Here is a 23,955-nt window from a genome sequence, read left to right as displayed (position 1 = left end):
TCAGGCGGACCGCCGCAGCCGGCCATAACCCCACAGCAGCAGCGCGCCCGCGGCCAGCACCGCGACGCCGACGATCGCGCCGGCGCTGACGTACACGACGCTGGCCCACAGCACGTACGCGCTGCAGCCGACGAACACCAGCGGCAGCACCGGGTACAGCGGCACGCGGAACGGCCGCGGATGCGCCGGCGCCTTGCGGCGCAGCACCAGCACCGCCAGGCCGCTGAGCGTCATGAAGAACCAGTACACCGGCGACAGGTAGTCGACCATCGTCGAGAAGCCGCCCCGCGTCGCCGCGCCGAACGCGACCAGCGCCAGGGCCATGCCGCTGGTCGCGATCACCGCCACGGTGGGCGTGCCGCGATCCGCGTCCCAGCGCGCCAGCTGCAGCTCCGCCGCCAGATCGCGCGCCGCCGCGTAGGTCGTGCGCGGACCGGCGATCAGGATCGCGTTCATCACCGACAGCGCCGTCAGCGTCACGACACCGACCATCGCGACTTCCGCGCCGCGGCCGAACACCACCCGCATCGACTCCGCCGCCGGGGCCGCGCTCGCGGCCAGGCCGCCCAGACCGAGCACGCGCACATAGGCCCAGTTGGCGAGCAGGTAGAGCGCCGTGACCGTTCCCAACCCCAGCAGCAGCGCGCGCACGATGCCGCGGCGCGGGTCCTTCATCTCGGACGACAAGGTCGCCGCATCGCTCCAGCCGCCATAGGCAAGAAACACGAACACCATCGCCGTGCCCCACGAGACGGTCGCGGCACTCGCGGCGCCGACCGCCCCCGCGGCACCCTGCCCGGCGGACGTGGCCGGTGCCAGGCCTTGCCACTGCTGCACGCCGGCGCTCACGCCGAGCAGCAACAGCCCGCCGATGACCAGCGTCGTCAGCCCGAGCTGCGTGCCCAGCCCCACGCGCACGCCGAGCAGGTTCAGCCCCGTCAGCGCGACGATGAGCCCGCCCGCGAGCCACGCGCTCACGTGCTCACCGAGCCAGGGCGAGAGGTCGACCACCTGCGCCAGGTAGTCCCCGAACACGAAACCGAGCAAGGCCATCGAGCCCGTGTGGATCACCGCGAAGCGCGACCACGCGAACAGGAAGCCGAGCCGCGCGCCGAAGGCGCGGCGCAGGAAGTGGTAATCGCCGCCGGCGTCCGGGAAGGCCGCGGCGAGTTCCGCGAAGCACAGCCCGCCGATGAAGGACAGCACGCCGCCCAACGCCCAGGCCAGGTAGAGCTGCTCCGGCGTGGCCAGGAACTGCGCCACCATCGGCGAGGTCTTGAAGATGCCCGCGCCGACCACCATGCCGATGCACAGCGCCATCGCGTGGCGGACGTCGAGGATGCGCTGCGGCTGCGCGCCGGGCGGATCGCCGGCAGGAACGGACGGGGACATGGAGGGGAGGCTCGGACGGGGGACGCGCGATGCTACTGGCGCTCCGGCCCGCGCGGCGGACTTCGTCGTGGCGACGCGACGGCATGAGCTTATGAGGGAGTCGTCTGAAGCGGAATGCGGGTTTGCGGCGTGCGCGTCGATAGGCTGGCGGCCCGTCTGCCTGCACTTGCGCCGCGCCCAATGCTGAAGCTCTCTGCCACCGCCCTCGCCTCGCTGACCCTGCTGACGAGCGGCGTCCCCGCGTTCGCCCAATCCGACACCGCCCTCAGTCCCGCGCTCAGTCCCGTCCTCGTCACCGGCACGCGTGCCCGCGACCGGACGCTCGCGGACAGCCAGGTCCCCGTGGACGTGCTCTCGCGCGACGAGCTCCTTCGCGCCGCCGGTCCCGATGGCACGCTCGCCGCCGCGCTGCAGGCGCTGCTGCCGTCGTTCAACTTCCCGCGGCAGTCCAACTCCGGCGGCGCGGACCACGTGCGCGCGGCGCAGCTGCGCGGCCTGTCGCCGGACCAGGTGCTGGTGCTCGTCAACGGCAAGCGCCGTCACAGCTCGGCGCTCGTCAACCTCGAGTCCAAGACCGGCAAGGGCACGAACCCCGTCGACTTCAACACGATCCCGCTGGCCGCCGTGCAGCGCATCGAGGTCGTGCGCGACGGCGCCGGCGCGCAGTACGGCTCCGACGCCATCGCGGGCGTGGTCAACGTGATCCTCGACGAGCGCCGCAGCGGCGGTGAACTCGGCGCCGAGGCCGGTCTCTTCCACACGAAGTTCGAGCCCACCGGCCGCACGATCAACGACGGCCAGGCCCAGTCGGCCAGCCTGTCGCAAGGCTGGGCCATCGGCGAACGCGGCTTCCTGCGCGCCGGCCTCGAAGGCCTGCACCGCAACGCGACCAACCGCAGCGGCCTCGATCAACTGCCGCCGTGGGAGGACGCGACGCCCGACAACCTCGCCACCGTCGGCCAACGCAACTACGCCGCCGGCGAACCCGCCACGCGCCAGTGGCAGGCCTTCTTCAACGGCGCCGTGGACCTCACGCCGCAGCAGCAGGCCTACGCCTTCGGCACCTGGCAGCAGCGGCGCTCCACGGGCGCGGCGTACTACCGCTACCCGGACAGCTTCGCCAACCTCAAGAGCGTCTACCCGGACGGCTACCGGCCGCAGACCACCGGCGACAACCTCGACCTGCAGCTCGTCGCCGGTCTGCGCGGCGACTGGGCGGGGTGGGACTACGACCTGTCGCTCGACCACGGTCGCAACGACTTCGACTACGGCGTGCGGCATTCGCTGAACACCTCGCTCGGCGCGGCCAGTCCGACCGAGTTCCACCTCGGCGATTTCGGCACGCGGCTCACGACCGTCAACCTCGATCTGACGCGCGCCGTCACGATCCCCGGACTGAGCCGACCGGCCACCTTGGCGGCCGGCCTCGACGGGCGTCATGAGCGCTTCGTCACCGGCGCGGGCGACGCGGCCTCTTACGCGGTCGGCGCTTTCGACGGCCCCGCCGGCGCACAGGCCGGGCCGGGTCTTCAGCAGGGCGATGCGGCGAGCCTGTCGCGCCGCGTGATCGGCGCCTACGTCGACCTGAGCGCGTCCTTCACCCGCGACTGGCAGGCCGAAGCCGCGCTGCGCCACGATCACTACAGCGACTTCGGCAACGCCACGACGGCCAAGCTGTCCTCGCGCCTGGCGCTCGCCGGGGGCTTTGCGCTGCGCGGCGCGATCTCGACCAACTTCCGCGCGCCCTCGCTGGCGCAACGCGGCTTCAGCTTCACCGTGACCGACCGCGGCGACGGCGGCGAGCTCAGCCAGATCCGCACGCTGCCCGTCGACAACCCGATCGCGCGTTACCTCGGCGCGCAGGACCTGAAGGCGGAGCGCTCGCGCAACGCGAGCCTCGGCCTGACCTGGCAGCCCGACCGCCACTGGTCGGCGACGCTCGATGCCTACGCGATCCGCGTCAAGGACCGCGTCACGCTGTCGCAGCGGATCAGCGGCGACGGGCTGTCGCAGACGCTGGCGTCCCTCTTCGGCGTCCCGGGCATCGACGGGGTCAACTTCTTCACCAACGCGCTGGACACGCGCACGCGCGGCGCGGACCTGGTGACCGAGTGGAACGGCGCGGCACTCGACGGGGAGTTGCGGCTGTCGTGGGCCGCCTCGTTCAGCAGAACGACGGCGAGACCGCATGCCGACGCGAACGTGGGCCTGGAGGAGCTGAACACGCTGACCAACGCCGCCCCGCGCCAGCGCCACATCCTGACCGCGCAATGGCGCGGCGGCGCGTGGTCCTTGCTGAGCCGCCTGACGCGTCACGGCAGCACGACGCGCGTCTTCGACTTCGGCGACGGCTTCGTGCCCACGCAGACCTACGCGCCGGTCTGGCAGCTGGACCTGGAGGCGCAGTGGCAGGCGACCCGCGCGCTGAGCGTCAGCGTCGGCGCGGTCAACGCGACGGACCGCTACGCCAGCCGCTCGACGTCCGACATCGCATACTTCGGCAACTTCCCCTACGACGTGCTGTCGCCGGTGGGGTTCAACGGGGCGTACTACTACGCGCGGGCGAAGTGGGTGTTCTGAGCGGCAACTACAACGGCCACAGGGCATCGATAGGCCGCTCCAGCACACGCGCCGCCGCCGGATGGAACACCGCCGGATCCAGGCGCCCCGCGGCGGCCGCGCCGGCAAGCCAGCGCTCGATCGATCCGCCCTTCTCCGCCCATCGATCCTGGCGCAGCAAGCCGTACAGGCCGGCGGCGATCACGTGGATGCCGTCGTCCGATTTGCGCCAGCGATCCGCCGGATTGCGGGCCACGCCGAGCGCCTCGCTGATCAACTGGTCCAGCGCCTGGCACAGGTCCTCGTTCAGAAGACCCGGCAGCGTCGTATAGCCCCAGCGGGGATCGTGGTCGCGGACGATCTTCGTGATCAGCGGATCGCGACCGAGGGCCGCGAGCGCCGCCGTCGCGGCCGGGCCGTCCATCGGCACGGGCGGATGGAGCATCTCGTGCGCGGCGATGCGCACCGTGGTCGCGGTGTCGTAGTCGGCGGCCTGCAGGAAGGTCTGGCCTTGCACCTTGATGCCGTGCGGCTTCGAGAACTGGAGCAGCACGATCTGGATCTCCGGGTCGAAGCTCCGGCCGGTCAGCTTCTCCTGCCAGGAGATCACGTCGAAGCCGGCGAGCGCGCGCTGCACCTCGGCGATGCGCTGGTCCAGATCGTTGCCGATCCGCTCCTTGCGGAAGCCCGCGAACCCGGCGCGCTGCATCGCGCTGAAGATCGCATCGATCCGCGGCGCGGCGCGATCGAACCAGGCCCAGTCCTCCTCGCTCCAGTAGCTGCTGGCCTTGTAGCTCGGCAGGATGGCCGTCTGCCGCGACCGCAGCGCGGTCAGCAGCGTGGCGATCGTCACGTCGTTGCCGTTGGCCGAGAACAGCACCTGCAGGTTGGGACCGAGCAGGCCGAAGCCGTCCTTCGTCGCCTCGTTCCACAGCCGGGGCACGTCGCTGCGCACCACCTCGGGAAGACGCGGCGCGAAGGCGGCGGCGTCCTCGCCGTAGAAGTCCAGGTAGAGCTGCGTGCCCGACAGCGGGCCGAGGAAGGCGATCGCATCGAAGCCTTCCGAAGCGCGCACCTTCCATCGGGTGCGGCTGGCAGCTCGGGCATCGGGCCGGGCGTCGGCAGGCAGAGTGCAAAGCACGGACGCCACCGAAGCGATCAGCGGCACGGTCAGGAAGGTTCGTCGTTGCATGCCCCGATGCTAGGCAAGCGAGGCGCTCCGTTCTTGAACGGACTTAACCCACCCAGCGGGTCGGCGTCCGCCCGGTCAGCGCGACGATGGCGCGCGTCAGGTGGGCCTGGTCGGCGAAGCCGGTCTCGGCGGCGAGCGCCGCCATCGAGCCTTGCCAGCCCGGCAGCCGGCGCAGCGCCTGCAGCGTGCGCAGTTCCAGCCGGTAGCGCTTCGGACTGGTGCCGAAGGCCCGGCCGAAACCCCGGCTGAGCGACTGCGGCGCGATGCCCATGGCATCGGCCCAATCGGCGAGGCTGAGGGCCGGATCGGCTGCGAGCGCCGCGGCCAGCAAGTCCGGCCAATCGTTGAGCCGCACGGCCGAAGGGCGGAAGGTCCGGCGCAGCAGCGCGGCGGCCTCGTGCGGATCGCGCTCGGCCAGCCGGGCGATCGCGTCGGCATCGTCCACATGTCCGAACGGATCGTGGAAATCGCTCCCGAGCGCCGGCAGATTCAACACGCGGGCGCCGGCGCGGAAGAACTCGTTCTGATGCGATTCGTGCTCGCCATGGAACACGACTTGGCCGGCCTCGACACGCACCCGGCCACGATCGCCCGCCTCCACGTAGCCGCCGGCGAGCACGAGCGCGACATAGCCTTGCGCGTGGCGGTGGCGCCCCATCCGCTCGAAGGCGCGATGAACGGAGAGGGGAGCTGTCATTCGTTCAGCCTCTCGCCCGCTGTCGACTCATACAAGCCGGGGAAGTAGCGCTCCATCAGCGTCGCCGGCTTCAACGGCGACGTGAATCCGAATGGCGCGTAGAGCGCATGCGCATCGCCGGTCGCCAGCGTGAACCGCCGAAGCCCTTGGAGATCGGCGTGCGACATCACGGCTTCCATCAGTCGCTTGCTGTAGCCCTTGCCGCGATGCGCGGGCAGCACGAAGACATCGACCAGGTTCGCGAAGGTCGAGCGATCCGTGATGACGCGGGCGAAGGCCACCTGCCGTCCGTCGACGAAACCGCCGAAGCACAGCGAATGCTCGATGGATCGCTCGACGACCTGGCGCGAGATTCCCTTTGCCCACGACGACTCGTTCGCGAGGAACGCGTGGATCAGGTCGATGTCCAGGTCCGACTTGTCGGTGGTGATGTGCAAGGTGATCACGTGGCGATTCGAGATGGGAGGTGGACGGGCACCGCGATTTCAACATCATTCCTGCCTCGTGATCGCAGGCGTCGCCCCTCAGGCGGCGACTCTGGCGAGCACGGATGGCGCGCACGCCGATCCTGGGCATGATCGCGGGTCCAGCACAGAGGAGCACCCGCCCCATGGCCAAGTACCTGATCTCCTTCCCCAGCGCCGCGATGGTCGTCCCCGACGGCGAATGGGACGCCGTGGTCCGCGACTCGCATGCCGTCATCGAGGAGGCGAAGTCGGCCCGCGTCTATGTCTTCGGCGGCGGCATCGACGAGAGCGTTCCGCCCGTGCTCGTCTCGGCGGACGGCACGGTCGCCGAAGGCGGCTATCCGTGGGCGCCGACGCTCAACGGCGGATTCTGTGTCCTGGAACTGCCTTCTCGCGAAGCGGCCGTCGATTGGGCCGCGCGCATCGCCAAGGCCTGTCGCTGCCAACAGGAGCTTCGCATGTTCTTCTTCGATCCGGCGTCTTGACCCGCAGCCGCGTTTGGGCGCGGCCCCTCACGCCACCGCCAGATGCACCGCCTCCGCCAGCGCATCGACGCGGAACGGCTTCTTCAGGATGGACCTGGCGCCCAGCACCTGGCCGACCTTCTCCATGTCGGCATAGCCGGTCGCCAGGATGATGGGGATCGTGGGCCAGGCGTCCTGCACCCGGCGGATCAGTTCCCCGCCGTTCATGCCCGGCATCACGTAGTCCACGATCAGCAGGCTGGGTCGGCGCTCGCCCAGCGTGCGCAGCGCATCCGCGCCGTTGGAGACCGCCGACACCTGGTGACCCAGCAGCTCCAGGCTCTGGACGATGGAATGGCGCACCTCGTCGTCGTCCTCGACGACCAGGATGTCCTGGCGCGGCGTGACCAGGCTGGACCAGTCCGCCTCGGACTCCTCCGCCAGCGACTCCGTCGCCAGCGGGAACAGCAGGTGGACCTGCGTCCCCTGCCCCGGCGCGCTCTCGATGCTCACCTGCCCGCCGGACTGCTTCGCGAAGCCGTACACCTGCGCCAGGCCCAGGCCGGTGCCGCTGCCCATCGCCTTCGTGGTGAAGAAGGGCTCGAACACGCGCTCGATGATCGACGGCGGAATGCCGGCACCGCTGTCGGCCACCGTCACCCGCACGCAGGGCACGACCTGACCCTCGCGCTCGCATTCCGCCTCTTGCGTGGTGATGGCGATGGTGCCGCCCTCCTTCATCGCGTCGCGCGCATTGAGCGCGAGGTTGAGCACGGCCATCTCCAGCTGGTTGGGATCCAGCAGCACGATCGGCTTCGGATGCGCCAGCTCCAGGGCGATGCGCACGCGCGAACCGACCGAGGTCAGCAGCAGTTCCTGCATGCCGTTGATCGACGCGTGGATGTCGGTGGCCTGCGGCACCAGCGACTGGTTGCGGGCGAAGGACAGCAGCTGCTCGGTCAATCGCGCGCCGCGCTTCACCGTCCGCCGCGCGCCTTCGACGATCCGGCCGGCCGGCGGCGGGCAGTCCAGCCGCGCCAGCAGGTCGAGGTTGGTGCCGATGACGTGCAGCAGGTTGTTGAAGTCGTGCGCGATGCCGCCGGTCAGGTGCCCCATGGCCTCCATCTTCTGGACCTGCAGCAGCGCCGCCTGCGCCCGCTCGCGCTCGGCGATCTCGTTCATGAGCCGGTTGTTGGCCATCGAGAGCTCGCGCGTGCGACTCTCGATGCGGTCCTCGAGCTCGCGATTGAGCCGCTCCACCGCATCGTGCGCGACCGCCAGCTCCGCCAGCATCGCCCGGTTCGCATACTGCCGCGCCCGGGCGCGCACGGCCGCCTCCACGGCGGTGTGCAGCGTGTCGGGGCTCAGCGGACGCTCCAGCAGGATGACGTTGCCCATCAGGTGCAGCGAGGTCGCCGCGTTGGGCGGGCGCCGTCCGGTGCGCTTGCTGGTCAGGACGACGAAGGGGAAATCCGACCACGACGGCTGCCGGCTCAGCCACAGGTGCACCGGGCTGCCCGGCGCGATGGACAGCGCCTCCTCGGTCACGACGGCGGCGGCCGCCCCCTCGTTCAGTGCCGCCAGCAGCTGCTCCGGCGCCTGGACGGGCTGGGCCGGCGCCATGCCCGTCACCACCTCGGCGATCACCTGGGCATCCCGGCCGAACGGGGCTAGGATGATCACGCGGGATTCGAAGGCACTCGTCATTCAGCGCCGCTGCCGCTCGTCGTCGCGATCGCCGAGCAACGCGATGTCCCCGGCATAACGCGAGACGCCGGACACCACGCCCTCGAAGTCCGTCAGCGCCTCGCCGATTTCTACGCCCTGGTCGCCGAGGCGGAACTCGTGGATGGTGTTGGCGTGGCGGCTGGTGCGGCTCTTCGCCACCGAGATCGCCTTCAGCAGGTTGCCGCGCGCCTCGAAGTAGCGGAACAGCACCACGGCGTCGCTCAGGTAGCTGAGGTCGATGTCGATCCGTCCCTGGCCCAGGATGCCGTGCTGGCCCAGCACCAGGATCGTCATCACGCCGCGCTGGTTGAGGTAGGTCAGCAGCTCATGCATCTGCAGCATCAGGAACTTGCCGCCGGGCATGGCCTGGAGGTAGGCATTGAGGCTGTCGATCACCACCGTGCGGGCGCCGTCCTGCTCGACCGACTGCCGGACGCGCGCGGCGAATTCGCCCGCGGTGACTTCCGCGGGATCCAGGGCGCTGAGGAGGAAACGCCCGTCGTCGATGTCGGCCTGGAGGTCGTAACCCAGGGTCCTGGCGCGCGGCAGCAGCGTGCCCAGCCCCTCGTCGAACAGGTAGTAGGCGGCCCGCTCGCCGCGCCGCAGCGCCGCGTGGACGCAGGCGATGGCGGTGGTGGTCTTGCCGACGCCGGACGGTCCGACGAACAGCGTGTTGCTGCCGCGCGCCAGCCCGCCGCCCAGCGCGGCGTCGAAGGCCGCGTTGCCGGTGCTGACGTTCTCCGGAATGAAGGTCTTGTGGTGCTCGGCCGCGACCAGGCGCGGGAACACCTCCAGGCCGCCGGTCTTGAGGGTGAAGTCGTGCTCGCCGCTGCGAAAGCCGATGCCGCGCATCTTCGCCACGCGCAGGAAGCGTTTGTCGGCGCCGTACTCGCCCACGATCTGCTGCAGCCACACGACCCCGTGGGCGATGCTGCGCAGCTGCATGTCGCCGGTGGAGGCGCTGAGGTCGTCCAGCATCAGCACCGTGCAGTCGTGGTGGGCGAAGAAGTGCTTGAGCGCGAGCACCTGGCGCCGGTACCGCAGCGGGTCCTGCGCCAGCAGACGCATCTCCGACAGGCTGTCGAAGACCACGCGCTTCGGACGGGTCGCCTCGATCCGGGCCATCACGCCCTGGACGGTCTGGTTCAGCTCCAGCTCGGCAGGGTGGATGATGGACTGCTCCGCCTCCGGGCCCAGTTGCTCCGCGCTGACCAGCTCGAACACCTCCAGGCCGGCCTGATCGAGGTCCCAGCCGTGGGACTTGGCGACCTCCTTCAGCTCGGTGCCGGTCTCGGACAGCGTGACGTACAGACCCGATTCCCCGACGGCCAGGCCGGCGAGCAGGAAATGCATGCCGAGCGTGGTCTTACCGGTACCGGGTTCCCCCTCGAAGAGGTAGAGGTGGCCGGGGGGCAGCCCCCCTGGAGGATGTCATCGAGGCCGGAAATACCGGTGGAACAGCGTGGTGGGGGCATGAGTCGGAAGGAGCGGACGGGAGGCGGTCAGGCCTGCCCCGAGCCGCGCGAACGCCGCCTGGACAGGGTGGATCACGCGCCGCGGCAATTTCCGCTCCCGCCCGGCGCCAGCGCCGGGCACCTCACCCCTCAGGCCACGCGAAACGGCCGCTCGACCAGCGCGGCAGGCACGGTCGAGCGGGGCGTCAAGGTGCTCGCGTCGGCCGACGAGAAGGTCGATCCGATCTGGATGCGCCCCTTGCCGGCCCGCTTGGCCGCGTACATGGCCTCGTCGGCGCCGCGCAGGATCGCCGCCGTCTCGCAGGCCCCGCGGGCCAGGACGATGCCGATGCTCGCGCTCACGGTCACGCGGTGGCCGCCCGCGACCTCGATCGGCCGCTCGATCTCCGCCAGGCAGCGCTGCAGGACGGCGCGGGCCCCGCCCACCTCGCTGTTGGCGGTCAGCACGATCGCGAACTCGTCGCCGCCCAGGCGGGCCACGATGTCGTTGGCGCGCAAGGTCTGCTGCAGCCGCGCGCCGACCTCCTTGAGCACCTCGTCGCCGGCCTCGTGCCCATGGCGGTCGTTGACGGGCTTGAAGCCGTCCAGGTCCAGGTAGCAGACCGCGAGGCCCGTGTCCGCCCGCAGCGCGGTCGCCTGGGCGTCGGCGAGCTTTTCCTCGAACAGGCGACGGTTGGGCAGGCCGGTCAAGGCATCCCGGAAGGCCATGCCGTAGGCCTTCTCCTCGCTCTGCTTGAGCGCGTCGATGTCCACCAGCATCCACAGGCTTTCGTCCTCGGAGACGAGCATGCCGCTGAGATCGATCCACAGCGCGGAGCCGTCCTTCCTGCGCATCTGCACCTGGGTGCGGAAGCGTTCGCCGGCATGCAGGGCGCCGTAGCCGGCCCGGCCGATGTGGTCGAAGGTGGCCTGGTCCAGGTAGAGGTCGCGCATCGACATGCCGCGCAGTTCGCCGGCGTCGTAACCGAGGATGCGCGCCAGGGCGCGGTTGTCCCAGAGGATCACGCGCGACCGCAGGCGCACCATGCCCACCAGGTCGTTCTCCAGCATCAGCGACTGCTCGCGCGCGGTGCGGTCCGCGTCCATGCGGCCTTCGCTCTCGCGCTTGTGCCCGCGATAGAGCAGCACGGAGACGCCGCCGACCAAGGCGATCATCAGCGCCACCAGCCCCGACAGTTCGGCGGCCTGGCGGTACCAGGCCCCGAGATACTCCTCGGTGCTCAGGCCGGCGTAGATCGTGAACGGGTAGCCCGGCACGCGGTGGTAGGCGGTGATGCGTTCGACCTTGTCCAGGGCCGTCGGGGTCACGTACCAGCCGTGGCTCGCGTCGCGCTGCATGTTCTCGCGCAGGGCCTTGGAGACGTTCGCTTCGCCCAGGCCCTTGAGGGATCGGGGTTCGGACGCGGAATGCCGGGCCACCAGGAGGAAGTTGTCGTTCATGCGCATCGCCATGGCGCCGGACCGTCCGAGTTCCATGCCGGCAAAGCGTTGCGCGAAGTGGTCCGAGGTCACCTCCGTCAGCACGACGCCGTCGAAGCCGCCGTCGCCGTTGATCAGGCGCCGTGCGAGCACGATGCACCACACGCCCGCCGTGCGGCTCTTCAGCGGCTCGGACACCACGGTGGCGTCGCGCGCCCGCGCGCGCTCGAAGTACGGCCGGTCGCCCAGGTGGATGGCCGCCGTGCCTGTGCCCGCGCCCTCGTCGGCGACCACCGCACCGGTCGCATCGACCACGCGAATCGCGCTCACGTGCTGGAGCAGCTGCCGTTGCTCGGCCACCATTGCCGCCAGGACGTCCGCCCGGTCCGCCGCGCGGGGCGTCTTGGCATACCGCTCGGCCACCGTGGCCAAGGCGTTGTCGATGAGGCGCAGCTCCGCGGCCACTTCGCTGCCCATGCTCGTGGCCAGATTCTCGGCGGTCAGCTGCGCCGCGCCTTCATCGCCCTCGCGGGCGTTGTGCAGGCTCAGACCGGCCGCCACGCAGAGCATCAGTCCCAGCGCCACATTGCCCGCGGCCAGCCAGCGGCGCAGGCGGGTCAGTGACGTCGTCGCTTTCGTTCGTTGTTGCTGCACGGCAAGGCCTCCTTCGAGCGGAGCCATCGGCGGGGAATTCACGCCCTTGGTCCATGGTGGACGTTGTACGCGGGCCCCCTGGGACGCACCATCCGGGACTGGATGAAGCTCGTGTAGGGCGACGACTGACGAGGCCCGCCTGCCCCGGCAGATCGTCAGGAATGCCTCGCCTCGAGCGCGGACGGCCGGTTCGGGTTAGGGTGGAGGGATATCCGGGTAATCGCCTAGGCGCCTAGGCGCCTAAGCGCCAGAACGCCAACACCAGAACGCCGTAACAGCCATGACAGCAACGACCGCCATCACCGCCACCGACGCGCCCTCCTCCGCCATCCTCTCCATCCAGCCGCTCGGGATGCCCTGGGAGACGATCGATCCGTTCCTGTTCTGCGTCCACCATGACGACGCCTATCCGCGCGGCAACGGCCGCCACGGACCGGACGCGTCGCTGCTGGCGGGCCGGAAGATGGGCTCGGACTTCTCACGCCAGGACGGCTGGAGCATGTACCACGGCCAGCAGGTGCCCGGCTTCCCGGCGCACCCGCACCGTGGCTTCGAGACGGTGACCATCGTCCGCAAGGGCCGCATCGACCATGCCGACTCGCTGGGGGCCGGCGCGCGCTTCGGCGGCGGGGACGTCCAGTGGTTGACGGCCGGCAAGGGCATCGTCCACGCGGAGATGTTCCCGCTGCTGCACACCGACCGGCCCAACCCGCTGGAGCTGTTCCAGATCTGGCTCAACCTGCCGGCGGACAGCAAGATGGTCGAGCCGCACTTCACGATGTTCTGGTCGCAGGACATCCCGCGGCACACCTTCGTCGACGAAGCGGGACGCGCGACCGAGGTCGTGGTGATCGCGGGCGGCCTGCCGGCCGCCGTCGATGGCGACGGCCATGCCGGCGCGGCCAGGCCGCTCGCGCCGCCGCCGGACTCGTGGGGCTCTCGCCTGCATTCGGACCTGGCGATGTGGACGCTGCGCCTGGAAGCCGGTGCGACATGGACCCTGCCCGCGGCGCTGGGCGATGGCACGCGGCGCAAGCTGTACTTCTTCGCCGGCAGCCGGATGACCATCGAGGGTCAGGTCGTGCCCGTCGGTTCCGGCATCGAAGTGCGCGCGGGCGCCAGGGTCGTGCTGACCAACGGCGATGAACCGGGCGAGCTGCTGATGCTGCAAGGCCGCCCCATCGGGGAGCCGGTAGCGCAGTACGGTCCCTTCGTCATGAACACCGAGCAGGAGCTGCGCCAGGCCTTCGAGGACTACCGGCGCACCGAGTTCGGCGGCTGGCCCTGGCCCGACGCCGCGCCGGTCCACGGGGACGGCAAGGAAGAAGGCGGGGACGGCGACGACCGCTTCGCCCGGCACGCGGACGGCCGCACGGAGCGGCCGCCCGCGCAGGCGCGGGCCGACACGCTCCCCCTCAGGCCTTCAAGGTCAGACGCCAGCCGTTGAGCTTGCCGACGTCCTGCGCCTCGCGGTCGGCCACACGCAGCTTCCAGGCACCGGCCGCGGGCTGCCCGGCGAGGGCCGCCAGCGCCGGCGTGGTCGCCGACGTGTAGGTCACGGCGAGATCGTGCGAGGACCCGCCGGCGCGCGCATGCAGCGGCACCTGGGTGCCGGCCGGCGACACGAGGCTGACTTCCAGGTCGCCGACCCAGCTGTGCGAGATCTCCACGGACACCTCCACGCTCGCGAGCACGAAGGCTCGGGGATTGCTCAGCGTGCGCTCGATGCCGGCGGCCTTGCCGTCCGGGATCGCGGTCCCGGGGGATTCCTTCAGCACCACGACGTCGGGCAGCGCGGCCGCGGCGGCGAGGTCCAGCCCCCAGCGCTGCAGACGGCCGCGGTCCTGCGGCGCGAGGTCCTGCACGGTCAGCGTCCAGGCGCCGCGGCTGCTGCGTCCCCGCAGCGTGGCCAACGCAGGCAGCGTGGACTCGTCGTAGGTCAGGTCGAGGTTCTTCGCGTTGCCGCCCTGCCCCTTCGGATGCAGCTCGACCACGGCGCCCCAGGGCGTCGCGAGCGAGACGCGAAGGTCGCCCACATAGGGGTGGGCGATGGTCAGCCCGATCTTGATGGACGCCAGCGTCACGTCCTCCGGCACCTGGATCGTGCTGCGGATGCCGGCCGCGTCGTTGTCGGGAATGGCGAGGTCGGGCTGCGCGACGTGCCGCACCGCGGCCGGCGGCGTGCCGGCGCCGAAGCGGCTGCGAAAGCTCATCGTCGCCCCGGAGGCGGAGATCTGGTCGATGGTCAGGTTGGAGGCCGTGCCGTTCCACCAGCGGCTGGAGGGCGTGGTGTCGTCGGCGAAACGCGCGGCGGGTCCCTTGTACAGGTCGCCGGCGTCGCCCATCTGGTTGCGCCCGCGTTCGAGCTGGAAGAGCCCGTCGGCCTGTTCGAGCGACAGCTCGTAATGGCTGGCGGGTGTCATCTGTTCCCGGCTGTTGTCGCCGGTCTCGTCCACGTGCCAGATGGCGAGGCCGCTGTCGCGCAGCGAGCCGTCGCGCCCGCTGCGCTGGCGGTTCTCGACGAGGAAGTACTCGCGCCCGCCGCGGCTGTGGATGGCCATGTCGTTGCTGCCCGCCTTGAGCTCGACGATCCGGTCGTGTTCCAGCGGGATCACCTGGTTCGCCCAGCCCGACAGGCGCTTGAGGTAGGCGCTGATGGCGATGGGATTCTTCTCGTCGAAGTTGCCGGCGCACATCAGGCAGTACATGCCCACGCCGCTGGACTGCGCGTCCTCCTCGTCGTCGTAGAGATCGGGGTAGTCGCACAGCATGTGGCCGTTCTCGTGGCAGAAGGTGCCCAGCGTCAGTTCGCTGGTCATGGCGGTGAACTGGTAGTCCAGCGCGCCCCTGCCCGGCGCCAGCGGCACCGTCGCCTGCAACCGGTGCGCATGCGGCCACAGCCCGCGGGCCCAGTTGTTGCGCACCTCGCCGGCATAGAACACGTTCATCGCGTAGACGAAGCCCTGCGCATCGGCGGTGAGCGGGGTGAAGTCGAAGCCCGTGGCCTTGTGGTGCGCCAGCGCCTCGCCGATCAGTTCCCAGGCCCGGATCGGCATCTGGATCGACTCGTCGGTGTAGTAGGTGCGCGGATGCTTGGCGCGGTAGTACGGCGCCACCACGTTGCTGTACTTGCAGCGCCCCGCGGAGTTGTCGAGGAAGAAATCGCGCACCGAGCCCTGGTTGCCGAAGCCGTTGTAGCCGACCTGGTTGCAGAAGCGATCGACCTCGTCGCGGGGGATGGTCGCCGGCTCGTCGACGAAGTCGATCAGCAGGCACAGGCCGACGAAGTCGCCCACCGTCTGGCGCTGCGGCGGGGCCAGCAGCGGCCCGCCCGACGAGCCCAGATTGCGCAGCGAGCGCAGCTCCTGCTGGCGTTCCGCGCGGCGCTGATCGCAGCGGCGGGCCAGCGGACTGCCGGCGGCTTCACGCTGCAACGGCGACACCTGCACGAGTCCGGCGCTGCCGGTCCCGCCCGGAGCAGCGGCCAGCGCCGCCACCAGTCCCGGCGGCGGTGTCGCGACCGGCCCGTACCAGCCGGTCTGCGGGTTCAGCACCACCGGCCGGCCGTCGAGGGTCTCGAAGGTGGCGCGGAACTGGTTGCCGCTGCCGCGCACGGCCAGCGTGCTGCCGTCGGGCTGGGTCAGCGTGAAGGGACGATCCTGGAATCGGACGGACATGGCGATGACTCCCTCGGTGCGCGCAGGGGGATGAGGCAGCGATCCGAGGGAGATCAGGCGGAGATCGCGAGGGGAGCGATCAGGGATCGATCCCCCGGCGATCACCGCGGCCTGCGGGCTGCACCGAAAGAATCAGCGTAGGCAATGCATCGAGCCGTCGCATCATCCGTGTTGATGAGTCCGGGCACCGCCGTGGCGTTCCGGGCGGGGAGGCGGACGGGCGTCCCGGGCGGCGGTTAAGCTGGCGCGCAAGGAGCCAGCGATGAACGTTTCCAGGGCCTCGGCCTACGGCGAGAGTGTCGGTGCCGTCAGCTACCGTTTCGACAGCCTGCGCGAGCTGATGGCCAAGGCCACGCCGGAGCGTTCGGGCGACCGGCTCGCGGGCGTCGGCGCCGGCTCCGAGCAGGAGCGCGTCGCCGCGCAGATGGCCCTGGCCGATCTGCCGCTGAAAACCTTCCTCAACGAGGCGCTGGTCCCCTACGAGGACGACGAGGTCACCCGCCTCATCGTCGACACGCACGACGCCGCGGCCTTCCTGCAGGTCGGCCACCTGACGGTCGGCGGGCTGCGCGAGTGGCTGCTCTCGGACGCGGCCGACACCGCCGCCCTGACACGCCTGGCTCCGGGGCTCACGCCGAGATCGTGGCCGCGGTGAGCAAGATCATGCGGAACCAGGACCTGATCCTGGTGGCGAGGAAGTGCGAGGTCGTCACGCGTTTCCGCAACACGCTGGGCCTGCCGGGCCGGCTGTCCACGCGGCTGCAGCCCAACCACCCGACCGACGATGCCAGCGGCATCGCCGCCAGCGTGCTGGACGGGCTGATGTACGGCAGCGGCGACGCGGTCATCGGCATCAATCCCGCGACCGACAACGTGACCCAGGTCTCGCACCTGCTGGGCCTGCTCGCGGAGGTCATCGAGCGCTTCGAGATCCCCACCCAGAGCTGCGTGCTCACCCACGTGACCAACACGCTGCAGTGCATCGAGCGCGGCGCGCCGGTCGACCTGGTGTTCCAGTCCATCGGCGGAACGGAGGCGACCAACCGCAGCTTCGGCATCGACCTGAAGCTGCTGGGCGAGGCCCGCGCGGCGGCGCTGTCGCTGGCGCGGGGCGCCGTCTTCGACGACGGACAACGCGGCAGGCATGTCATGTACTTCGAGACCGGCCAGGGCAGCGCGCTGTCCGCCGGCGCACACCACGGCTGCGACCAGCAGACCATCGAGGCCAGGGCCTATGCGGTGGCGCGGCACTTCGAGCCGCTGCTCGTGAACACGGTGGTCGGCTTCATCGGGCCCGAGTACTTGTACGACGGCAAGCAGATCATCCGCGCGGGACTGGAGGACCACTTCTGCGCCAAGCTGCTCGGCCTGCCGATGGGCTGCGACATCTGCTACACCAACCATGCCGCGGCCGACCAGAACGACATGGACGTGCTGCTCACGCTGCTGGGCGTGGCGGGCTGCAACTTCATCATGGGCATCCCGGGCTCGGACGACGTGATGCTCAACTACCAGACCACGTCCTTCCATGACGCGCTGTATGCGCGGCGGGTGCTGGGACTGCGCCCCGCGCCGGAGTTCGAGCGCTGGCTCGAGCGCATGCGCATCGCCCGCCCCGGCGCGCCGGGTCATCTGGTGGACGGCATGTCCCCGGCCTTCGCGGCCTTGCTGCCGTCGTCGTGAGGACAGCCATGAGCGACGACACCATGAGCGATCCCGCGAGCGACAGCATCATTCCCAACCCCTGGAGCACGCTGCGCCGGCACACGCCGGCGCGCATCGGCCTGGGCCGCGCGGGCGTCAGTCAGCCCACGGCGGCGCACCTGGCGTTCCAGCTCGCCCATGCGCAGGCGCGGGACGCGGTGCATCGCGAGTTGGATCACGAGGCGCTCGCCGCCTCGTTGAGCGCGGCGGGGCTCGCGACACTCGATCTGCACAGCGCCGCCACCGATCGGGCCATGTACCTGCAGCGGCCGGATCTCGGTCGTCGGCTCGACGACAGGTCGACCGCGCTGCTGGCCGGGTGTGAGGTGGAAGGTCCGCCAGACCTGGCGCTGATCGTGGCGGACGGCCTGTCCGCGTTGGCGATCGAGCGTCATGCCCTCGCCTTCATCTCGGCGCTCAGGCCGCTGCTGGCGAACGACTGGCGCTGGGCGCCCGTGGCCATCGCTCGCCAGGCGCGCGTCGCGATCGGCGATCCGATCGGTCACGCGCTGGGGGCGAAGCTCGCCGTCGTGCTGATCGGCGAGCGCCCGGGTCTGAGTTCGCCCGACAGCATGGGCGTGTACGTCACCTGGGCGCCTCGGCCCGGCCGCGTGGACGCGGAGCGCAATTGCATCTCGAACGTGAGGCCGGAAGGTCTGGCGCCCGAGGCGGCGGCGGCGCGCCTCGCGTGGTTGCTCAACGAGGCGCGATCCCGTCAGGTGACAGGTGTTGCCTTGAAGGATGAGAGCGGCGACGCGGCGCCGGCGGTTGAGACGAGGGCGTCGTTCCGGCTGGATGGGCGCTGATGACTGCCTCGGCCGCTGGCCCTCACCCCCCGCCCTCTCCCGCAAGCGGAAGAGGGAGCCATACACCTCACGGCGAAACGAAGCTCTCCTTGCCCGCCTTCTTCTCGTCCTCGGCGATCTTCAGGTCTGCCTCGTCCACCGCGCCGTCCTTGTTGCGATCGTGCAGGGTGAACATGCGCAGGCCGGCGGCCTGGAACTCCTCCAGGCTGATGCTGCCGTTCTTGTCGGTGTCGAGCACACCGAAACGGACCTTCGCCTGACGCATCTGGCGCTGCAGTTCCTCGCGGCGCTTCTCCGGGTCGGCGATCTTGCCGATGCGCTGCATCAGCCGGCCCTCGAATTCACCGAGGTATTCGGCCTCGCTCAATTGGCCGTCGGCGTTGAAGTCGATGCGCACGAACTCGACCTCGCGGCCCAGCTTGAATTCGGCCGGCAGCACCTTGCCGTCGCCGTTGAGGTCCTGCTCGGCGATGAACGTGGTCGAGGAATGCGACGCGGCCAGCGCAGGCAGCGCGGCCAGTCCCAGCAGGGCGACGAACAGGTGACGTGGGAGGGAGGTCTTCATGGCTGGGGCTGCACTTCGATGGTCAGGGTGGCCGTGGTGCTGATCCACAGCGCGGGGTTGTCCGCCGAGGCGCGGCGCACGCGCACCTGGAGCAGGTAGAGACCCGCGGTCTTCGGCTTGAAGCTCACTTCGCCGGCGGCATTGGTGGTGAAGTCCTGCTCCGCCTGCTTGTGGCTGACGTAGTTCTGGCCGTCGGCGATGACGGTCACGGTCTCGCCGGCCAGGGGCTGGCGGCTGTCGCGCACGCGCACGATGACGGGGGCTCCGGCATAGAGGTCATAGGGCTGGGTCACCGGATAGATGCCGACGCCGTCGGTGTCGAAATCCGCCGCGCTCGGACGGCCGCGGCTGACGTAGACGTCGGCGCGGGTGATGCTCTGCACCTCGATCGGCTTGTCGTCCGGTTGCGTGTCTTCCGCGCGTTCGGCGAAATGCACCTTGCCGTCGCGCAGCACGCCCTTGGCCAGCCGGCCCTTGCGCACCCCCGACGACACGAGATAGGTGCCGTTGCCGGCGCCGAGCGGCACCTCGAGATAGGTCGCCTCCTTCAGCGCGGCCGCCGGCGTCAGCGCCAGCTTCCTGCCGTCGGGCCCGATCACGTGGAAGGCGTCGGACTTCATCGCCACGTCGGGCCGCAGGTCGCCTTCGGCGAACGAGGCTTCCACGGTCACCTGCTTGCGCTGCTCCTCGGCGCTGAAGGTATTGGGCTTGAGATAGGGCGAATGGGCCTGGGCGCCCGCGCAGAGCAGCAGCGGGGTCAGCCAGGGGCCGATCTTGTCGAGCGTGAAGAGGGACATCGCGATTCGTGCCGGGTTGAGTCGGTCGGCACTATAGATGAGAATTGATCTCAATTGAGAATCGTTGTCATCAATCGCGGAACAGGTGTCGTTCGGGGCCTGGTGCCAGGTGTTGCGTCCGGACCGAGGCGGAGGAAGCATCCTGCTGTCGCATGACTGCCCGACAATGTTCCTCAGACCCGTTCAAGGGACAGAGGAATCAACGCATGCAACACCTCGCCGACCTGGCCTTGACGGCAGGCCAGCCCCTGAAGCGCCGGAGCTTCCTTGGCGCCGCGCTCGTCGCCGCGACGCCGGCCGTCGCGCAGTCCGGGCGCGTGCCCCCGGTCGTCCCGCTGGCCCTGTCCGAGGCCGTCGATGCCACCTTCCTGACCCCGATCCTGACGGTCGTCGAACAGGCCGCCAAGCTGCGCTGGGAGCGGAGCGCCGTGCCCTTCTCCCGCCTGCTCCGGCTGGTCGAACGGGGCGAGACCATCGGTTTCGGCGTCAGCCCGACCGAAGAGCGCAGCGAGCGGCTGAGCTTCTCGGTGCCCCTCTTCCGCGGCGCGATCTGGACCGTCAGCCGGCGGGACCGCCAGCTCGATGTCCGCCATGTCGACGACCTGCGCGGTCGGGTGGTCTGCATGTCCCGCATGGCAACCTACGGCAACGCGCTGGCCAATCCCGCCGCGGATGGCCTGGACGTGCGACCGGTGGCGGGTGACCTGTCGCGTCGGCTTCGCACGCTCGAGGCCGGACACTGCGACGTGCTGCTCGTGACCAGTTTTCATGGCTCCGCCGACAGCGTCCATGCCCGGCTGCGCGCGGCGGGTGGGGAATCTGCAGACGCTGCAGGTCGGACGACAGCCGCTGTCGGCGCAAGACGTGCATTTCGCGGCGGCCAAGGACAGTCCGCTCGCGGCGTGGCTGCCCCGGATCGACTCGGCCATCGGCGCGCGCCGCAAGGAGATTCAACGCCTGGTCAACCTGGGCGACGGCTAGTCGCCGCCGGGCGCGCCGTTCACTCCAGGCCGTACTGGCCTCCGTCTGGCGCTGGCCGTCACGGGCACCGGCGTGGGCCTTCAGCGTGCTGGCGTTGATCGCTTGTGCCGCGCTGCCCCTCTTCGCGACACGCATGCCGGAAGCCGGTACTGCGCGTCATCCTGCCACTCCCCCCGGCGTCGAGCCCTCGCCCCCCATCGTTTCATGAGCGCCCCCCTCTCCTCACGCCCCAGCCCCGATCCGTCGGACCCTGCACCGGACCTCCCGCCCGGCGATCACGATGCCGGCCCGGGCGGCAACCGTCTGCTGGGTTTCCTGGCCCTGGTGGCTGTCGCCTTCGCCTTGCTGCGGCCGATCTCGCCGGGCGACTGGTTGCGCCTGATCGACTGGCAGACCCTGGGGGCGTTGACCGGCCTGCTGGCCATCACGCAAGGCGTCGAACGCAGCGGTGTGCTGCAGGGAGCCGCCCGCGCGCTGCTGGCCCGCACCGGCACGGCGCGGCAATTGGCGCTGGTGATGTGCGCGGTCGCCGCAGTGCTCGCCGCGCTGGTCACCAACGACGTGAGCCTGTTCCTGCTGGTGCCGCTGACCCGCGAGCTGGCCGCGCAGGCCAAGCTGCCCCTGGCGCGACTGGTCGCGCTGGAGGCGCTGGCGGTGAACGCCGGCTCGTCGCTGACGCCGATCGGCAACCCGCAGAACCTCTACCTCTGGCATCGCTCCGGCGAGTCCTTCGGCGGCTTCATCGCGATGATGGGACCGTCGGTGGGCGTGATGCTGGTCCTGCTGACGGCGACCATCCTCCTCACGATGCCGGGCACGCCGATCACGATCGCGCCCGCGCGGCACAAGACGGCCACCCAGCCCCGGCTGCTGACGCTGTCCGTCGTGCTGTTCGTGGGCTTCGTGCTGTCGCTGGAGCTGCACCAGTGGGTGCCCGCGCTGGCGGTGGTGGTGGCGGTCTACGCGCTCTGGTACCGGGAAGTGCTGAAGCGGCTGGACTGGGCCCTGCTCGCCACCTTCGCCCTGATGTTCGTGGACCTGCACCAGCTCGTCACCCTGCCCCAGGTGGCCGGCCTGCTGGCGCGGCTGCCGCTGGACCAGCCGCTGCCGGCCTATCTGGCGGCGATCGTGAGCTCGCAGGTGATCAGCAATGTGCCGGCCACCTTGCTGCTGGCGGACCACCTGCCGCAACCGGCCGTGCTGGCCATCGGCGTGAACGTCGGGGGCTTCGGCTTCGTGCTGGGATCGATGGCCAACCTCATCGCCCTGCGCCTGGCGCGCGTGCCGGGCGGGCTGGCGGAGTTCCATCGCATCAGCCTCCCCTTCCTGGTGGTGTGCGCGGTGCTGGTGGGGTGGCTGACGCTCTGAGCGATGGCCGCCGGTTCAGCCGACGAGGAGGCTTCAGAACCTGTCGCAGTGATCCGGCTGGGCGTTGCTCTTCGGCGTCCAGGTCTGGTACGCCGCGACCGCCGCGCCTGGATAGGCGCCCCGCTGACAAGCGATGAGCGCCTCGCGGCTTCCTTCGACGCCCCATTCGAAGAGGGTCCTGATCGGCTGCACGCGCATGGACTGGCCGGTGCCTGCGACAGGCTTTGCCGTCGGAAGCTGCGCGGCCGGAGCCGCATCGCGCGCCGCATGCGGAGGCAGCCGCAGAACGAGGGGCGCGGACGGACGCTGAGCATCGGACGGTGGCCAGGTCACCGCCCACGCGGGGATCGTGCAGATCATTGCGACCAGGACCCAGAAGGCAATGGTCAACGAGCGGCGAGTCTGACCATAGATGCGCGGATTCTGGCGCTCCAACTTGTCCTGCTCTTCCGGGGTGGCCTTCCATGCGCGCCATGCCACCAGTGGAGCGCTTGCGAGAAAGACGACGCCCGCGAGCCAGGGGATCGCGACCACCGTCCAGAAGTACACCGGACGATCCGTTGCCGTGATCAGCGTCGATCGGGTCCTGAAGCTCCCATCAGCGGCCATGCGCTGCGACATGTAGACCAGCGCGGCGCCCGCGGCCAGGATGACCACGACCAGGAGGACAGAAAGAGCGGCGAAGCGGATGCGGCGAAGGGTCATGAAGGAGCGTGCAACGGCTGCGCGGGCAGTATCCGCGAAGTCCGATCGCGCGGCGAAGCAGAAGATTGCGGCTTTGCTCTCCTCCCTCCCAATGGATCGCAGCAACTCATCCAGGGCTGGATCCCTCATGCGGGATCCTGGGGAGCCCGCATTCATTCAACCGGTGGAATCGAGTCAATGCGTCTTGCCCGGCGCGCCAGCAGCGGCAACACCAGGGCTCCCAGCCCCATCAGCGCCCAGGTGGCGGGCTCGGGGACCACGTCGGAGAATGACTGTGCGTAGCTGATCCCCTGCGAGGTCAGCGCCGAGAACCCGCTCACCAGTTGCCCGGACGAGTCCCGCACCGACAGGATGCCGCCCCACGCGGTGAACGCCTCCCCCATCCCCCAGTTGCCATAGGCGTATTGCGACTCGAGCCCCGTCGGGATGGCGGATCCATTGGCTTGCATCGCGGCGGCGAAATCGAGCTCGATCGGCCGCCCGAAGGCAAAGGTCAACGCGAAGGTATGCCTCGCGCCGTGCAGGCCGGTCACGGTGAGGTCGTCGAGCCCGGTACTGTCGGTCACGCGGGAGATCCCCGACCCGGCCGTGACGGTCGTCGGCCAGGCACCGGTCACCGCGTCGAGTCCGGTGCTGTTCACCTGCAGCGAGGTGTTCCATGTCATCTCGCTGCGCGCGAGGCCGAAAGGCGGTGTGCCGATGATGCCGCCGGCAAAGGAGGTCGAAGAGAGCTTGGCCGCAGTCACCACCTGGAACAGCATCGTGCCGACCGTGCCGTCCGCGCAGCCGCCGCAATGGATGATGAAACTGTCGGTCAACCGGGCCGACGCGCTCGATGAGGCGATGGACGCCGAGTCGTCATGCCCGATGGTGCGCGTCGTGGCGTTGGCGGACAGGAACACCAGCCCCGCGAGCGCACCGCCGCCGGCACTGCTGCTGCTCTCCGCGCCATTGAAATTCGGCCGATATTCCGCGATCTCCGCGGAGGTCAAGGTGCCGGTGGGCACGTTGTCCACCACCGATCGGGCGTCGACCGGCGCGATGAGATTCAGCGTCCGGGCTTCGCTGCGCGCCTCCCCACTGTAGGTGGCGGCCGTCGCTCCGGACCCGGTGGCGACCAGGATCATCGCGAGCAGACCCGGCACGGTGACCAAGGACCTGCGAAGCGTGAAGGCTCGAGAGACACGTGTCGCGATGCGCATGGCAGCACTCCTGACGTCCTGAGGGCTTGCGCAGGCTAGCACCGCCCTGTCGCCAGAGGTGACGGCGTCCCAGGGATGCAGGACTCGATGGGGGCTTTGGGTG

19 protein-coding genes and 1 pseudogene are annotated in these 23,955 nt (G+C 70.1%); 7 read left to right on the top strand and 13 right to left on the bottom strand.

Annotated features, from left to right (window positions below; genetic code table 11):
* Positions 1 to 1,392, bottom strand: a complete 1,392-nt coding sequence (locus ACFJIX_RS21235; protein WP_377154609.1) for an APC family permease — start codon at positions 1,390 to 1,392, stop codon at positions 1 to 3.
* Positions 1,393 to 1,572: 180 nt separating this feature from the next.
* On the opposite strand from ACFJIX_RS21235, the gene ACFJIX_RS21230 reads away from it, so the two are divergent.
* The gene (locus tag ACFJIX_RS21230; protein WP_377154607.1) at positions 1,573 to 3,972 is read left to right on the top strand and encodes a TonB-dependent receptor plug domain-containing protein; all 2,400 of its coding nucleotides are present in this window, start codon (positions 1,573 to 1,575) and stop codon (positions 3,970 to 3,972) included.
* 7 nt (positions 3,973 to 3,979) lie between these two features.
* On the opposite strand, the gene ACFJIX_RS21225 is transcribed toward ACFJIX_RS21230, so the two are convergent.
* From ACFJIX_RS21225 to ACFJIX_RS21215, 3 genes are read right to left on the bottom strand one after another with little or no spacing between them, the layout of a single operon-like run.
* On the bottom strand, positions 3,980 to 5,143 hold the full coding sequence (locus tag ACFJIX_RS21225) for a hypothetical protein (RefSeq protein WP_377154605.1): 1,164 nt from the start codon (positions 5,141 to 5,143) through the stop codon (positions 3,980 to 3,982).
* A gap of 43 nt (positions 5,144 to 5,186) precedes the next feature.
* Positions 5,187 to 5,840, bottom strand: coding sequence for a helix-turn-helix domain-containing protein (locus tag ACFJIX_RS21220; RefSeq protein WP_377154603.1), 654 nt, complete (start codon positions 5,838 to 5,840; stop codon positions 5,187 to 5,189).
* A complete protein-coding gene (locus tag ACFJIX_RS21215) occupies positions 5,837 to 6,286 on the bottom strand; it encodes a GNAT family N-acetyltransferase (RefSeq protein WP_377154601.1) in 450 nt (149 codons plus the stop codon). Before ACFJIX_RS21215 ends, ACFJIX_RS21220 begins: the two co-directional genes overlap by 4 nt.
* Positions 6,287 to 6,390: 104 nt before the next feature.
* Here ACFJIX_RS21215 and ACFJIX_RS21210 point away from each other — a divergent pair, with 104 nt between their 5' ends.
* Positions 6,391 to 6,792, top strand: a complete 402-nt coding sequence (locus tag ACFJIX_RS21210) for a YciI family protein (RefSeq protein WP_377154599.1) — start codon at positions 6,391 to 6,393, stop codon at positions 6,790 to 6,792.
* 27 nt (positions 6,793 to 6,819) lie between these two features.
* On the opposite strand, the gene ACFJIX_RS21205 is transcribed toward ACFJIX_RS21210, so the two are convergent.
* The 3 genes from ACFJIX_RS21205 to ACFJIX_RS21195 form a co-directional block, all read right to left on the bottom strand.
* The gene (locus ACFJIX_RS21205) at positions 6,820 to 8,454 is read right to left on the bottom strand and encodes a response regulator (protein ID WP_377154597.1); all 1,635 of its coding nucleotides are present in this window, start codon (positions 8,452 to 8,454) and stop codon (positions 6,820 to 6,822) included.
* 24 nt (positions 8,455 to 8,478) lie between these two features.
* Positions 8,479 to 9,915, bottom strand: coding sequence for an ATPase domain-containing protein (locus tag ACFJIX_RS21200; RefSeq protein ID WP_377161877.1), 1,437 nt, complete (start codon positions 9,913 to 9,915; stop codon positions 8,479 to 8,481).
* 188 nt (positions 9,916 to 10,103) lie between these two features.
* Positions 10,104 to 12,047: a diguanylate cyclase domain-containing protein gene (locus ACFJIX_RS21195; protein WP_377154595.1), complete on the bottom strand. Its 1,944-nt coding sequence runs from the start codon at positions 12,045 to 12,047 to the stop codon at positions 10,104 to 10,106.
* A 280-nt stretch (positions 12,048 to 12,327) separates the two neighbouring features.
* Between ACFJIX_RS21195 and ACFJIX_RS21190 the strand changes: the two genes are divergently transcribed.
* Entirely contained in the window at positions 12,328 to 13,494 is a 1,167-nt protein-coding gene (locus ACFJIX_RS21190; RefSeq protein WP_377154593.1) for a pirin family protein, read from the top strand.
* Here ACFJIX_RS21190 and ACFJIX_RS21185 read toward each other — a convergent pair.
* Complete coding sequence (locus tag ACFJIX_RS21185; RefSeq protein ID WP_377154591.1) at positions 13,463 to 15,724, bottom strand: M6 family metalloprotease domain-containing protein; 2,262 nt, start codon at positions 15,722 to 15,724, stop codon at positions 13,463 to 13,465. The two genes, ACFJIX_RS21190 and ACFJIX_RS21185, sit on opposite strands and share 32 nt — an antisense overlap.
* A gap of 262 nt (positions 15,725 to 15,986) precedes the next feature.
* Here ACFJIX_RS21185 and ACFJIX_RS21180 point away from each other — a divergent pair.
* Both ACFJIX_RS21180 and eutC read left to right on the top strand, forming a co-directional pair.
* A pseudogene (locus ACFJIX_RS21180) lies at positions 15,987 to 17,407 on the top strand (ethanolamine ammonia-lyase subunit EutB).
* Between the two features lie 8 nt (positions 17,408 to 17,415).
* Complete coding sequence (gene eutC, locus ACFJIX_RS21175) at positions 17,416 to 18,234, top strand: ethanolamine ammonia-lyase subunit EutC (protein ID WP_377154589.1); 819 nt, start codon at positions 17,416 to 17,418, stop codon at positions 18,232 to 18,234.
* 67 nt (positions 18,235 to 18,301) lie between these two features.
* Here the strand turns inward: eutC and ACFJIX_RS21170 are convergent, their stop codons facing one another.
* The 3 genes from ACFJIX_RS21170 to ACFJIX_RS21160 all read right to left on the bottom strand — a co-directional run bounded on the left by ACFJIX_RS21170 (position 18,302) and on the right by ACFJIX_RS21160 (position 20,366).
* Positions 18,302 to 18,799: a hypothetical protein gene (locus ACFJIX_RS21170; protein ID WP_377154587.1), complete on the bottom strand. Its 498-nt coding sequence runs from the start codon at positions 18,797 to 18,799 to the stop codon at positions 18,302 to 18,304.
* Positions 18,796 to 19,596, bottom strand: a complete 801-nt coding sequence (locus ACFJIX_RS21165) for a DUF4198 domain-containing protein (protein ID WP_377154585.1) — start codon at positions 19,594 to 19,596, stop codon at positions 18,796 to 18,798. Before ACFJIX_RS21165 ends, ACFJIX_RS21170 begins: the two co-directional genes overlap by 4 nt.
* A gap of 173 nt (positions 19,597 to 19,769) precedes the next feature.
* A complete protein-coding gene (locus ACFJIX_RS21160; protein ID WP_377154583.1) occupies positions 19,770 to 20,366 on the bottom strand; it encodes a hypothetical protein in 597 nt (198 codons plus the stop codon).
* Here ACFJIX_RS21160 and ACFJIX_RS21155 point away from each other — a divergent pair.
* Both ACFJIX_RS21155 and ACFJIX_RS21150 read left to right on the top strand, forming a co-directional pair.
* On the top strand, positions 20,365 to 20,577 hold the full coding sequence (locus ACFJIX_RS21155) for a hypothetical protein (protein ID WP_377154581.1): 213 nt from the start codon (positions 20,365 to 20,367) through the stop codon (positions 20,575 to 20,577). The genes ACFJIX_RS21160 and ACFJIX_RS21155 overlap by 2 nt on opposite strands.
* Positions 20,578 to 20,781: 204 nt before the next feature.
* Positions 20,782 to 21,945: an SLC13 family permease gene (locus ACFJIX_RS21150; RefSeq protein WP_377154579.1), complete on the top strand. Its 1,164-nt coding sequence runs from the start codon at positions 20,782 to 20,784 to the stop codon at positions 21,943 to 21,945.
* Positions 21,946 to 21,978: 33 nt separating this feature from the next.
* On the opposite strand, the gene ACFJIX_RS21145 is transcribed toward ACFJIX_RS21150, so the two are convergent.
* A complete protein-coding gene (locus ACFJIX_RS21145; protein ID WP_377154577.1) occupies positions 21,979 to 22,779 on the bottom strand; it encodes a hypothetical protein in 801 nt (266 codons plus the stop codon).
* A 23-nt stretch (positions 22,780 to 22,802) separates the two neighbouring features.
* The gene (locus tag ACFJIX_RS21140; RefSeq protein WP_377154575.1) at positions 22,803 to 23,852 is read right to left on the bottom strand and encodes a PEP-CTERM sorting domain-containing protein; all 1,050 of its coding nucleotides are present in this window, start codon (positions 23,850 to 23,852) and stop codon (positions 22,803 to 22,805) included.
* Between the last annotated feature and the right edge of the window lie 103 nt (positions 23,853 to 23,955).

It is taken from the genome of Roseateles sp. UC29_93, from assembly GCF_042695725.1.
Classification (GTDB): domain Bacteria; phylum Pseudomonadota; class Gammaproteobacteria; order Burkholderiales; family Burkholderiaceae_C; genus Roseateles; species Roseateles noduli_A.
Note: the sequence above shows the minus strand (reverse complement) of the source record. Positions and strands in the feature narration are given on the sequence as shown.